At 68.2% G+C, this 13,061-nt stretch carries 10 protein-coding genes; 3 read left to right on the forward strand and 7 right to left on the reverse strand.

What is annotated here, in order from left to right:
• Nucleotides 1–30 precede the first annotated feature (30 nt).
• From GII31_RS12770 to GII31_RS12780, 3 genes are read left to right on the forward strand one after another with little or no spacing between them, the layout of a single operon-like run.
• On the forward strand, nt 31–1,023 hold the full coding sequence (locus GII31_RS12770; protein WP_213243573.1) for an ATP-binding cassette domain-containing protein: 993 nt from the start codon (nt 31–33) through the stop codon (nt 1,021–1,023).
• Nucleotides 1,020–1,868 (forward strand): ABC transporter permease, encoded by an 849-nt coding sequence (locus tag GII31_RS12775; protein WP_246221856.1) that lies wholly within the window; start codon nt 1,020–1,022, stop codon nt 1,866–1,868. Before GII31_RS12770 ends, GII31_RS12775 begins: the two co-directional genes overlap by 4 nt.
• The gene (locus GII31_RS12780; protein WP_246221857.1) at nt 1,865–2,761 is read left to right on the forward strand and encodes an ABC transporter permease; all 897 of its coding nucleotides are present in this window, start codon (nt 1,865–1,867) and stop codon (nt 2,759–2,761) included. The genes GII31_RS12775 and GII31_RS12780 overlap by 4 nt, the downstream gene beginning before the upstream one ends.
• A 59-nt stretch (nt 2,762–2,820) precedes the next feature.
• Here the strand turns inward: GII31_RS12780 and GII31_RS12785 are convergent, their stop codons facing one another.
• From GII31_RS12785 to GII31_RS12815, 7 genes are all read right to left on the reverse strand, one after another.
• Complete coding sequence (locus GII31_RS12785) at nt 2,821–3,687, reverse strand: glycosyltransferase (RefSeq protein WP_246221858.1); 867 nt, start codon at nt 3,685–3,687, stop codon at nt 2,821–2,823.
• 68 nt (nt 3,688–3,755) lie between these two features.
• On the reverse strand, nt 3,756–4,709 hold the full coding sequence (locus GII31_RS12790) for a glycosyltransferase (RefSeq protein ID WP_246221859.1): 954 nt from the start codon (nt 4,707–4,709) through the stop codon (nt 3,756–3,758).
• Nucleotides 4,706–7,423, reverse strand: coding sequence for an AMP-binding protein (locus tag GII31_RS12795; RefSeq protein WP_213243575.1), 2,718 nt, complete (start codon nt 7,421–7,423; stop codon nt 4,706–4,708). Before GII31_RS12795 ends, GII31_RS12790 begins: the two co-directional genes overlap by 4 nt.
• 69 nt (nt 7,424–7,492) lie before the next feature.
• Nucleotides 7,493–8,563, reverse strand: coding sequence for an alpha/beta hydrolase (locus tag GII31_RS12800; protein WP_213243577.1), 1,071 nt, complete (start codon nt 8,561–8,563; stop codon nt 7,493–7,495).
• Between the two features lie 143 nt (nt 8,564–8,706).
• Complete coding sequence (locus tag GII31_RS12805; protein WP_407649814.1) at nt 8,707–9,816, reverse strand: isocitrate/isopropylmalate dehydrogenase family protein; 1,110 nt, start codon at nt 9,814–9,816, stop codon at nt 8,707–8,709.
• Nucleotides 9,816–12,581 (reverse strand): DNA polymerase I, encoded by a 2,766-nt coding sequence (gene polA / locus GII31_RS12810; RefSeq protein WP_213243579.1) that lies wholly within the window; start codon nt 12,579–12,581, stop codon nt 9,816–9,818. The genes GII31_RS12805 and polA overlap by 1 nt, the downstream gene beginning before the upstream one ends.
• A 109-nt stretch (nt 12,582–12,690) precedes the next feature.
• Nucleotides 12,691–12,978, reverse strand: coding sequence for a hypothetical protein (locus GII31_RS12815; RefSeq protein WP_213243581.1), 288 nt, complete (start codon nt 12,976–12,978; stop codon nt 12,691–12,693).
• Between the last annotated feature and the right edge of the window lie 83 nt (nt 12,979–13,061).

The raw sequence follows: 13,061 nt of genomic DNA on the forward strand, positions 1-13,061 counted from the left end.
GCCGCCGGCTCAATGGAAAGACGAGGTGTGATGACTGTCGCCGTCCGCCCTCCCGAGGACGCGGGGGAGCAACCCGCGGTGCGGGTCGTGGGTTTGACCAAGTCGTTCGGTGAGGTCACCGCACTGCGCGATATCACCTTCGACGTGGCCCGCGGTGCCATCCTGGGCATTCTCGGTCCCAATGGGGCGGGCAAGTCCACCCTCGTCTCGACGTTGGGCACGTTGATCACCCCGGATTCGGGTACCGCCGTCATCGCGGGTCACGATCTGCTCTCCGATGCCGCGGGGGTGCGGGCATCGATCTCGATGACCGGCCAGTACGCCGCGCTGGACGAGACCCTCGGCGGCCGCGACAACCTCATCTTCTTCGGCCGGATGCAGGGACTGCGCCGGCAGAGCGCGCAGACGCGCGCCGACTATCTGCTCGACAGGTTCGGACTGGTGGCCGCGGGCCGGCGGCCGGTGGACACCTACTCCGGCGGTATGCGCCGGCGCCTCGACATCGCCTGCGGTCTCGTCGTGAAACCCGAGGTCGTGTTTCTCGACGAACCCACGACCGGCCTCGATCCGCGCAGCCGTCAGGCGGTGTGGTCGCTCGTGGCGGCGCTGCGCAATGACGGCATCACCACCCTGCTGACCACCCAGTACCTCGACGAGGCCGACCAACTCGCCGACAACATCATCGTGATCGACCACGGCCGAATCGTCGCCGAGGGCACCGCCGCCGAGCTCAAGGAGAAGGTGGGCGGCACCTACTGCGAGGCCGTGCCGGCCGACGCGTCCGGCGCACCGGCTCTGCGCGATCTGCTGGTCGCCCGGTTCGGCACCGATCACCGGTGCACCGTCAGCGACACGGGCACGGTCACCCTCACCGCACCCGACCGCGTCGACACCATGGGACAGGTGATCGATATCGCACGCGAGGCCAGGATCGAACTGCTCGACGTGGGCCTGCGCAGCCCATCGCTGGACGACGTGTTCCTCACCCTGACCGCAGACCCGCACACCGGCGGTAGCCGGTGATCGTCCGCTCCACGGCCACCGCGGTCAGCGGTGAACGCTTGGGTTGGCCCGACCGGGCCGACCCAAGCGCCTGGGAAAACAGCGGGCCGTTCTGGCGGCAGTTGCGTGCCATGACCGCCCGGGCGCTGCGCTCGGCATGGTCGCAGGGCGAGTTCCTCGTCGCGATCATCATGCCGCTGGTGTTCGCCCTGGGCTTCTACCTGCCGCTGCGGCTGATCATGGCCGGCCAGGGTATCGACTACGCGCAGTTCATCATGCCGATCATCGTCCTGCAGGCCGTCGCATTCACCGCTGTCGCGGCCGCGCAGCGGGCCACCCTCGACAAGATGCGGGGTATGACGCGGCGGCTGGCGGCAATGCCGGTGCACCCGCTGGTCCCCCTGTCCGCCCGCATGAGCACCTCGGCGATCCGCGCGGTGGTGTCCATCGCCGCCGCCCTGACCTTCGGGACGCTACTCGGATTCTCGTTCAACGGCGACGCGCTCGACACGATCATGTTCATCGCCTTCAGCATGCTCGTGGGACTGGTGCTGGCTATCGGGGCCGACTGCCTGGGAATGACCGCCAAGAACGCCGAATCCACCTCCCAGCTGCTGGTGCTGCCACAGCTGGTACTCGGGCTCGTGTCCACCGGTTTCGCCCCCGAATCCGGGTTCCCCGAGTGGGCCCGGCCGTTCGCCCGCAACCAGCCGGTGTCCCATTTCTCCTCCACCATGCGTGAACTGGCCGACGGAGTGCCCACCCTGCATACGGCCGTACCCGCCCTGATCTGGCTGGGCGCGCTCGGCGCCGTGTTCGTCGTGTGGTCCCACCACATCCAGACCCGCCGACGGACCTACCTGTGAGCGGCGCACAGCCGGCCCCCGGGGACGCCGGAACCGCCGACCCGGGCGGTGAGCTGACCGACGTCATCGCCGACACCTCGGCACTGAGCTTCCCCGAACGCGACGCCTGGACCGCCGAACCGACCGCGCGCGCACTGTGGCATGGTGCGGTGATCCAGGCTCGGCGCATCCTCGTCAAGTGGTCCCGCGACCCGGTCACACTCCTGCAGTCGTTGTTGTTTCCGGCGCTGATGGTGCTGCTGTTCTGGCTGGTGCTCGATCGTTCGGTCAGCGCGCACTCGGGCGTCTCCAGCGCGTTCGGGATGGTCCCGATGGTGGCGCTGGTCGGCGCGATGAGCGGGGCCTCGATCAGCGGTCTGGGTCTGCGCCGCGAACAGAGCACCGGCCTGCTCAGCAAAATGTGGACGCTCCCGGCACACCGGGCGTCGGCGATGCTTGGCCGACTGATCGCCGAATCGGTCCGCATCGTCATCACCGTGAGTGCCGTCCTGCTGATGGGTACCGCTGTCGGCTTCCGGATCCACAGCGGCCCCGTGGGATTCGTCGCGATCATCGCGGTGGCACTGACGTTCGGACTGTCGTTCTCGATGATGGTCACCGCACTGGCGTTGTTGAGCCGCGATTCGCACATCGTCGAATGGACAGCGGTGGGCACACAGCTGGCGATGTTCTTCAACACCGGATTCGTGCCCGCCGATGCCTACCCGTCATGGTTGCGGCCCATCGTCGAGTATCAGCCGATGAGCTGCACCATCGACACCATCCGTGCCCTGGCGACCGAGGGTGAGGTGCTGCGGCCACTGGTCCTGACGCTGCTGTGGTCGGCGGCGCTGCTGATCGTCTTCACCGGCCCCACACTGGCCGGGTACCGGAAGGCCTCAACCCTGAACTGAATTCAACCCTGAACGGGGACGCGAACCGACCGGCCGCCCCGCCCGCGCGCGGCATCCGGTCACACGTAGTAGCAGCGGTGCGCGATGCTGCCCTTGATCCGGCCCAGCAGGTTGCCCGCCTGAAAGAGCCAACGGCCGGTGGGCACCCGTGTGAGGACCGTCGGCAGCAGCGGGTTGCGGATGATCACGTACAGCACCACGTCGACCGTGGCATACCATTTGCGCCGCGGCATCCCGTAGTGCCGGTAGTCCGCGTACAGCCGCACATCACCTTCTCCGCACATCACCGACTGATCCCAGATACCGCGCAGGGTCTCGCGCAGACGATAGGCGACCAGCGCCTTGGGCGCGTGACCCAGCACGCCGCCGGCCAGCTGCACCCGGATCGCCAGATCGGCATCCTCACCGCCGCGGTTGTAGGAGATGTCGAAACCGCCGACCTTACCGAAGCTGTCCTTCCAGACCCCCAGATTGCAGGTGGGCGAGACCCGCAGGAACCCGGGGATCTCGTACGGCACCTCCGGCGGCAGCATCTGCCGCCAGCTCTGCACCGCCGACGAATTGAGCGAATGGATCTCAACCGCTCCCCCGACCGCATCGCTGTACGCGGCGACAGCGGTCAACTCGTCGAGCCACTGCGGGTAGACGCGGTCGTCACCGTCGCAGAAGGCGATGAAGTCCCCGTCGGCCGCGTCCACCCCGATATTGCGCGCGTACGACGCACCGGCGATGCCCGAGGCATCCACCCGGCGCAGCCGCAACCTGCCGGCCAGCGGGTGATCGTCGAGATGAGCGCGCAGCCCGTCGGTCGAACCGTTGTCTGCGACGACCACCTCGAAGGGGTGTCGGTAGGTCTGCGCAGCGAGTGCCGCCAACTGTTCATCGATCACATCGACACCGTTGTGCACCGGGATCACCACCGACACCAGGACCGGTATACCCCGGTTCCGTCGCGACCGACGCTCGACCGCCGGCGGGCCCGCCGGACGCCGGCTCACAGACGCGCCGCCCGCCGCAGCGTGCGCTCGGGAACCCGGCCCGTCTGCCCGCCCAGCGCGGCCCACACCCCGGACAGCGACAGATAGATCCGGGACCGTCGGGCATCACCGATCAGCATCGCCCGACCGCGGCTGAGCATGTCCTTTGCCACCGACACCACACACCACAATGGTTCGGTGCGCCAGTAGCGGCGATACAGGACCAGGCGGTTCCGGGCGATGTAGTAGTGCCGGAACGGCGCATCCACCGAGAACTCCAACGGCGCCGGTGTGCTGCCGGGCCCGCGCAACAGCGGTCGCAGCAACCGGGGCGGCGTCCACACCACCGACTTTCCGAGCTTGTGCGCTATCCGCGTGCCCGGCACGATCAGCGCGTGCGCACCGTGCGCCCGCGCCCGCAGATAGAACTCGGTCTCGACGCAGTCGATAAACAGCTCATCCTCGAAAAGTCCTACCTCGTCAAAGGTTTCGCGGGTGATGACGAGTCCGGACTGGATCGGTTCGAATGCCAGTGTCAAACCCCGCTCCGCGAACCAGAACGGCGCCACGTCGTCGTTGATCAGGCTCGGCGAGGCCATCGCCGGCCGCACCGCGAGCGAGTCGGCGAGCGCGAGATGCGCGAGCACCTTCTCGATGTAGTCCGATTCGATCAACGTGTCCTGGTCGAGGGTCAGCACCGCATCGGCACCGCGATCGAGCGCTCGGCGCACACCCGCGTTCAGCGCGTGTGCGATGCCGCTGTTCTCCGGACTCTCGATGACCGTCGCGCCCCGGCCGGCGAGGGTGTCGAGGATGGTGCGGACCCGATCGTCGGCGCCGGCGAGCAGCGACGGCGATCCGTCGTCGACGACGATCACCGAGTCGACCTGCCCGATCACACGGTCGATCACGTCGATGATCTCCGTGCTCGGTTCGAACGCGGTGACCACCGCGATCACCGTTCTGCTCATACCGAGTCCTCCCCCTGTGTGTCCTCTCCCCGGGCACCCTCGTGTCCGGTCGCGACGGCCTCGGCGAGTACCTTCGCGGTTTCGCGCACCAATGGCGGGCGCAGCATCGAATGATGGTCTCCCGATACCCGCACCACGATCGGCCCACCGGCCACCAGCCGGTCCCAGGTGGCGGCGTCACCGGAGTTGGCGTCGGCCATCACCACCACCGCAGAACCCGGGTACACGGCGGGCCTGTGACGCTTGATCTGCTGCCTGCCCAGGTCCCAGAACACCGTCCACTGCACGGCCGTCGGCAGGCGCACGAGACCAGCGGTGGCCACCAGCGCACTCATGAGCGCCCGGTTCCACAGGATCGACACCCGTTCACGCGGTCCCGGCGGCTCGCGGTCGGCCTCGCCCGTACCGGTGCGGTCCGGCAGCGCCTCCCGCTCCGGGGCCGTAGCGGCCGGATCGACCGCCCCGCCGGTCACCCGTGCGAGGAGTTCGGGTTCGAAGATCGGGTCCAGCAGTACCACTGATTCACACTCGGCGCCGCGCCCGGCAAGGATCGTGGCCGCCTCAAGCATGACGAAGCCGCCATAGGAATAGCCGCACAGCCGATAGGGTCCGGCGGGCTCCACGGCCAGGATGTCGCGCACCGCCCGCCGGGCCGCGGCCCGGATGGACCGGTCGGCCCGGCCTCGGCGCTCGAGTCCGTGCGCCTGCAGCCCGTACACCGGATAGTCCCCGGCGAGCTCACGAACCAGCGGCAGCAGCCCGGCCGCCGGACTGCCCGCACCCGCCGCGATGAACAGCGGACGTCCCGTGCCCGAACGCAGGCGGGTGATCGATCCGACGCCTTCGGTGCGGGCGCGGGTCTCGCTGGCGGCGTCCAGGAGCGCGCCCAGTGCCGCGATCGTCGGTTCGGCGGCGAAATCCGCGGTGGCGATCTCGACCAGCCAGCGATCGGCGACCCGCCGCAGCATAGTGGCCGCCGCCAGCGAGTCACCGCCGAGGGCCACGAAATCCTCGTTGCGGCCGACCACGTCGAGGGCCAGGATCTCCTGCCACAGGTTGGCCAGATCGGCCTCGGTCAGCCCGCGCACCGGCTCAGGCACACGCTCGGGCGGCGGCGGCAGTGCGGCCCTGTCGACCTTGCCTCGTTCGTTGCGCGGCAGTTCGGCCAGCACCACCACATCGCGGGGAATCATCCAGGGCGGCACCGTCTTCGACATTTCGGTACGAATCTCGGCCGGCGACGGCGACCACAGGTCGGGATCGACGGCCACGTGGGCGACGAGCGTGTGTGCCGAGCGGTCGGCGGTCACCACCGCATCCGCCGTCCACGGCAGTGCCCGGATGGCCACCTCCACCTCGATCGGCTCGACGAGATAGCCCCGGATCTTGACCGCGTCGTCCTTACGGCCGAGCAGATGCAGCCGCCCCTCGTCGTCTAACCTGCCCAGGTCACCGGTTCGGTAGCGCCGTCGTCCGGCACCGAGGTCGGTGAACCGGGCGGCGGTGAGTTCGGGTGCGCCGTGGTAGCCGAGGGCGATGTGAGCCGATTCGATGACCACCTCCCCCGCGGACCCGGCGGGCAGATCAGCGCCGTCCTCGCCGACGATCCGCACATGCTTGTCCGAAGCGGGGGTGCCCACCGCGATGACACCCGGAGGATGGGCGCGGTTCGCGGGCAAACGGTTGAACGCCAGATTTCCGGTCTCCGAGGACCCCGACCAACTGCAGAACACGCCGCCGGGCATGAGATGGGCGCGTACTCGGTCGACGTCGCCGCTGTGCACCGGTTCACCACAGGTCGTCAGCAACCGCACGGAGTCGACGGCGCGCATCGCGCCCGGATCGGCCTGGTCCGCGGATGTGTCCGCGCGGGCGTCGGGCAGCCAGGACCGCAGCAGCGAGGGGGTGCAGTGCACCGTGGTGGCCTGTTGCTCGTCGAGCCAGTCGCGCAGACCGTCGACACCTCGCCGGCGCACGTCCCACAACAGCAGCCGCGCCCCGTTCAGCAAGGTCATCATCACGCAGTCGAATCCGGCGCCGAAGCTCAGCGGCAGCAGTGTCGCCGCGCTGTCGTCGGGTCCCAGACCCAGGAACACGCGGCCGTCGGTGGCCTGATTGACCCAGAAGCGCTGCGCGTGGACGACACCTTTGGGTTCGCCGGTGGAACCGGAGGTGAAGATGAGCGTGGCGGGGTCATCGGGCCCGATGTCCACCGGTAGTTCGATCCCGGTGCTGTCCGGGTGATCTGTGTCTTCCGGGTGACCTGTGTGTTCCGGGTGACCTGTGTGTTCCGGGTGACCTGTGTTGTTCGGGGATGCTGTGTCGTTCGGGGGTGCTGTGTCGTTCTGGAGTAGCGGGGCACGCAGGTCGTCGGCGGTGAGCAGGTGGGCGCCCGACAGCGCGAGGATGCGCTCACGCCGGGCCTCGGGCAGGAACGGATCTAGGACGATCACCGGATGTCCCGAACAGAGGACGGCGAGCACGGACAACACCGAATCCACATCGGACTCGACATCGATCGCGACCGGCCGGGATCTCTCGGGTACCGCCGCCGCGATCAGACCCGCTCGTCTGTCGGCGACGGTCAGCGCACCGCAGAAGGTCACCGATTCGTCCGGTGTGCGCACCGCGATCTCGTCCGCGCGCCGGGCGGCCACCGCCCGCCAGATCTGCGCCGCGGTGACATCTCCTGCGCCAGCATGATCTTCGTACATAAATCCTGAACCGGACATTGTGGGTCGGGTGTCATCACCGGCACGGCGTGTACTCATCACCATCACCACTCAGCGACGCAGAGCCGCGGCGACAGTGGGCCACGACCGGTGCAATTCGTCCTGCCAGTAACGCCACGAGTGGGTGCCGCTGTCCGAGAGATGGACGGTCGCCGGAATCCCCAACTGCCTGAGTCTGGCGGCCATCGCCGAGGTGCAGTTGTGCGCCGCCGCCTCCAGTAAGCCGCCGACCACCACCTGTTCGCCGAGCGAGGGCGCACCCGGCGCCTGCAAACCCGGCTTGTCGTACCGCCCGGCCGTCCCCGTGCCACTGGACAGGTACAGCGACAGGCCACGTAGCTTGTGCGCGTTGACATACGGGTCGTACTTCGTCCACAGCGGTGATCCGAACGGCCCCCACATGTTGTCGGTGTTGGCCTTGTTGGCCATGTACACGGTGCCGCGTACCGCCGAGTATCCGTCGAGGGTGCTGGTGCGCGCGCAACCGCTGTAGGCGGCCACACCCTGATACAGCGCGGGCGCGGCGATCGCCAGATTCAGCACGGAAGTGGCCGACATCGACATGCCGCCGATGGCATTGACGCCGTTGGTGCGCAGGGAGGTGTTGACCGCGCGCGGCAGTTCCCGGGTCAGGAATGTCTGCCACATCGGCTGCCCGATCACCGGGTCTCGGCGGATCCAGTCGGTGTAGTAGGTGCCGATGCCCTTCTGCGGGATGACCACGTTGACCCGCTTGTCGGCGAAGAGCTTCAGGATGTCGGTCTGGGCCAGCCAGTTGGCCCCGTCCTCGCCGCCGCCGGCACCGTTGAGCAGATAAAACGTGGGCGCACCGGCGGGGGTGCCCGCCGGCCGGATGATACTCAGCGGAATCTCGGCGTCCATCGCCGCCGAATACGCGGTGGCCTGCCACAGGTTGTCGCCGATGTGGGTGAGCGAGTGCAGCCGTCCGTCATCGCTTCCGGGCACGGCATGGTTTCGGGGTGCGGCGTCGCTGCGGGGGTCGGCCGTGGCGGGTGAGGAGACGAACACCGACAGGGTGAGCAGAGCGGTGAGCACTCCGGCCAGGACCGCGGTCGGCCGACGGACGGCACGTGCGGTGGACCGCACTACAGGCAACAGCATAGTAAGGGCAGCCTACACTCAACACTACGTCGGCGGAGTACTCGGCCCGCCGCCCTATCGCCTGAACGCGCGCGGCGCGATCCGGCGGGCCCACGTCCTGGCCGCCGGCCATCCGACGACCACGGTGGCGGTAATCGCGAGACCTACGAGGTCGCGATGTCGGCGAGCACCCGTTCGGTGAATCCCGCGGTCGTCGCCACCCCTCCGAGGTCCCGGGTGCACACCCCGGCCGCCAGCGTCGTCGCCACCGCGGTGTCGATCCGGTCGGCGGCCGCGCGCACATCGGCCCGGCCGGTGCGATCGGCGTACCACCGCAGCAGCATCGCGGTGGACCCGATGATCGCTACGGGGTTGGCGATCCCCTGCCCGGCGATGTCGGGGGCCGCCCCATGCGCCGCCTGCGCCATCGCCCGGCTCGACGAACAGTTCACCGACGCCGCGATACCCAGTGAACCGGCGAGTTCACCGGCCAGATCCGACAGGATGTCGCCGAACAGATTCTCCGTGACCACCACATCGAACTGCTCCGGCCGGCGTACCAGCATCGCGGCCATCGCGTCGACATGGAAGTCGTCGACCCGCACGTCCGGGTACCGGACGGCCACCTCACGACACACATCACGGAACAGGCCGGTGGTCAGCCGCAGCACGTTGGCCTTGTGCACGATCGTCACATGTCCCGAACGGCCGCGTGCTGCCCGGAACGCCTCGGCGGCGATCCGTTCGGTCGCCGCCCGCGTGATCACCCCCACCGACAGCGCGACGTCGGGGGTGGGCATGAACTCGCCGCTGCCCACGGCCATGTTGCGGTCGGCGTACAGACCCTCGGAATTCTCCCGGGCGATCAGCACGTCGATGCCGGGGGCGGTGGCGGCGACGCCGGGCAGCGCCCGTGCGGGACGCAGGTTGGCGAACAGGTCGAATCGCTTGCGGATCACCCCGCCCGGGGTGAGGTCGGCGGCGAAACCTGCCGGGTAGGCGGCCGAGTCATGCGGGCCGAGCACCCACAGGTCGAGCCCGGACAGTGCCTCGAGTGTCTCGTCCGGGATCGGCGTGCCGTGGGATTCGATGGCCCGGGCGCCGAAAGGCAGTTCCACCCAGTCGATCCGGATTCCGGCGCGCGCGGCCGCCGCGTCGGCGACAGCGACGGCCGCGGGCACGATTTCCGGGCCGATGCCGTCACCGTTCATCACTCCGATCTGCAGACCGCCGTCGGAAGACGCTGTACCCAAGGATGATTCAACGATGGCCATCAGTGGGCCGCGTCGTCCCAGGACCTGCCGAAACCGACAGACACCTCCAGTGGCACCGACAGGGTGATCGCCGAACCCATCTCCTCACGCACCAGCGTCTCCACGGCGTCGCGTTCCCCGGCAGCCACCTCCACCACCAGTTCGTCGTGTACCTGCAACAGCATTCGCGACGACAAACCTTCTGCGGCAAGACGTTTATGGACGTTGATCATGGCGACCTTGATGATGTCGGCGGCGGTGCCCTGGATGGGCGCGTTGAGCGCCATCCGTTCGGCCGACTGCCTGCGCTGCCAGTTGTCGCTGTTGAGGTCGGGCAGATACCGTCGGCGACCGAACAACGTCGCGGTGTACTCGTTGGTGCGGGCCTCCTCGACCACATGCCGCAGATAGTCGCGAACCCCGCCGAACCGGGCGAAGTACTGGTCCATCTGGGCCTTGGCCTCGTCCCTGCTGATCTTGAGCTGCGCGGCGAGACCGAAGGCGCTCAAGCCGTACGCGAGTCCGTACGACATGGCCTTGACCCGGTGCCGCATCTCGGTGGTCACCTCGTCGATCGGCACGCCGAACGCCCGCGAACCGACGAAGTTGTGCAGGTCCTCACCCGTGTTGAAGGCCTCGATCAGACCCTCGTCGCCCGACAGGTGCGCCATGATCCGCATCTCGATCTGGCTGTAGTCGGCCGTCATCAGGGTCTCGAACTCGGTGCCGCGGGCGTTGGGCCCGACCACGAAACCGTGCCGGATCTGCCGACCGGCCTCGGTGCGCACCGGGATGTTCTGCAGGTTCGGGTCGGTCGAGGACAACCGTCCGGTGGCCGCGACCGTCTGATTGAAGGTGGTGTGAATGCGGTCGTCGTCGGCCACCGACTTGAGCAGACCCTCGACCGTGACCCGCAGCCGGGTGGCGTCACGATGCTCGAGCAGGTGCGCCAGGAACGGATGTTCGGTCTTCTCGAACAAACTCTGCAGGGCGTCGGCGTCGGTGGTGTAGCCGGTCTTGGTCTTCTTGGTCTTGGGCATGTCGAGCTTGTCGAACAGCACCGTCTGCAACTGCTTGGGCGAACCCAGATTGATCTGTTCCCCGATCACCTCGTAGGCCGCGTCCGCGGCGGCCCGGACCCGATCGGCGAATTGCTGCTCGAGTTCCTGGAAATGCTTGGTGTCCACCGCGATTCCCGCCGACTCCAGATCCGCCAGGACAACGGTGAGCGGCAGCTCCATGTCGGTGAGCAGCGACCGTGAATCGATCTGGTCCAACTCGGTGTCGAGCGCGTCGGCCAGTTCGGCCACCGCCCGCGCCTGCAGCATCTGATGCTCGAATACCTTGGTCTCGTCCTGTCCGTCGGCGTCGAGTCCATCGGCGTCGAGCAACGTCAGCTGACCGTCACCGTCGGTTCCCTCGGCCTTGAGTTCGCGGCGCAGATACCGCAACGACAGGTCATCGAGTTCGAAGCTGCGCTGACCGGGGCGTACCAGGTAGGCGGCGAGCGCGGTGTCGCTGGTGACCCCCCGCAACGTCCAGCCGCGCACCCGCAGCGCGTGGATCGCCCACTTGGCCTCGTGACAGGCCTTGGGCGCGTCCTCGTCCACGAGCCACCGCGCCAGGTCCTGTTCGTCGGCCTGCCCGATCGCGGGGATCGCGATATACGCCGATGCGCCGTCGGCGGCGGCGATGGCGATACCGGACGGGTCTGCGTCGACGACCCGGCGCGGCGCCGACACGGCGATGCCGGTGCGTCCGGTGCGGGCGTGCGCGTCGAGCCAGGGACCCACCTCGCCCTCACCCAGGACCGATCCGTCCAGGTCGAACCCGGCCTCGGCCTCCGGCTCCGCCGACGCGAGTGTGTTGAACAGGCGGTCGCGCAACACCCGGAACTCCAGCTCGTCGAACAGGGTGTGGATGCGTTCACGATCCCACCCGACCAGCGCCAGTTCGTCGGGGCCGGCGGGCAATTGCATGTCGCGCACCAGCTGTGTGAGATGCCGGTTGGTCTGCACCGAGGCGAGGTTGGCGCGCAGCGAGTCACCCACCTTGCCCTTGATCTCGTCGACGTGGTCGACGAGCGCTGTCAGCGAGCCGTACTGGCGGATCCATTTGGCGGCGGTCTTGTCACCGACGCCGGGCACGCCGGGCAGGTTGTCGCTGTTGTCGCCGCGCAACGCCGCGATGTCGGGGTACTGGGCGGGGGTGACGCCGTACTTCTTCTCCACCTCTTCGGGGGTGAACCGGGTCAACTCCGACACCCCTCGCTTCGGGTAGAGGACGGTCACCGAGTCGTCGACCAGTTGCAGCGAATCCCGGTCGCCGGTCACGACGAGAACGTCGAAACCGCGTTCGGCGGCCTGCGTGGCGAGCGTGGCGATGATGTCGTCGGCCTCATAGCCCTCGATCGCCATCACCGGGATCCCCAGCGCACCGAGCACCTCTTTGGTGAGTTCGACCTGCCCGCCGAACTCCTCCGGCGACTTGGCCCGCTGCGCCTTGTATTCGGGAAACAGTTCCGAACGGAAGGTCTTGCGGGATACGTCGAAGGCAGCCGCGACGTGGGTGGGTTGTTCGTCGCGCAGCAGGTTGATGAGCATCGAGGTGAAGCCGTACACCGCGTTGGTGGTCTGCCCTGTGTTGGTCGTGAAATTTTCCGCGGGCAGCGCGAAAAACGCCCGGTAGGCCAGCGAATGGCCGTCGAGCAGCATCAGAACCGGTTTGCCCGACGCGGTGCGGGCGGACGAACTCTGGGCGGGTGCGGCACTCTTGGCGGGACTCACCCGGACCAGTCTAGGACGTGTGGGCCGGGCCAGATACACAGCAGCCCGCCGGGACGGTGTCTCCGACGGGCTGCGCTCGTGGTGGTCTGTGGTGTGCCGTACGGCGGGATCAGACCGCCGGGTGCGGATGCAGTCTGCGGTACTGCGCAGCCTCCTCGTCGGTGACGTCGGGGATCAGCGCGAGATGATGCACCGCGCGGGTGGTCCTGGTGATGAGCACACCGCCGACGAGAAGACCGGCCACCGCGATGGCCGCGGCGATCCACGCCGTCGCCGGTTCGCCGAATGCCAATGCGGTCACCGCGAACGGTGCCGCGGAGAAACCGATCATCGCGATGAACGCGCCGAGGGCGGCAAGCGGTTGAACTGTGTGGTTCTCACGTGTGGTGATGGTCATCGTCGTCTCCTGATGAGGGCGGGTTACGCACTTCTCAGTGTGCTCACCGGCCGCACCGTGATGCAGGGCCGTTGGACCCGCAC

The organism is Gordonia pseudamarae, assembly GCF_025273675.1.
Classification (GTDB): Bacteria; Actinomycetota; Actinomycetes; order Mycobacteriales; family Mycobacteriaceae; genus Gordonia; species Gordonia pseudamarae.

What these genes read in the sequence shown, in the direction of transcription:
- GII31_RS12790 (WP_246221859.1), bottom strand. Translation starts at nt 4,709, where the DNA reads ATGAGCAGAACGGTGATCGCGGTGGTCACCGCGTTCGAACCGAGCACG.
- GII31_RS12795 (WP_213243575.1), bottom strand. Translation starts at nt 7,423, where the DNA reads ATGTACGAAGATCATGCTGGCGCAGGAGATGTCACCGCGGCGCAGATC.
- GII31_RS12815 (WP_213243581.1), bottom strand. Translation starts at nt 12,978, where the DNA reads ATGACCATCACCACACGTGAGAACCACACAGTTCAACCGCTTGCCGCC.
- GII31_RS12805 (WP_407649814.1), bottom strand. Translation starts at nt 9,816, where the DNA reads ATGGCCATCGTTGAATCATCCTTGGGTACAGCGTCTTCCGACGGCGGT.
- GII31_RS12770 (WP_213243573.1), top strand. Translation starts at nt 31, where the DNA reads ATGACTGTCGCCGTCCGCCCTCCCGAGGACGCGGGGGAGCAACCCGCG.
- GII31_RS12800 (WP_213243577.1), bottom strand. Translation starts at nt 8,563, where the DNA reads ATGCTGTTGCCTGTAGTGCGGTCCACCGCACGTGCCGTCCGTCGGCCG.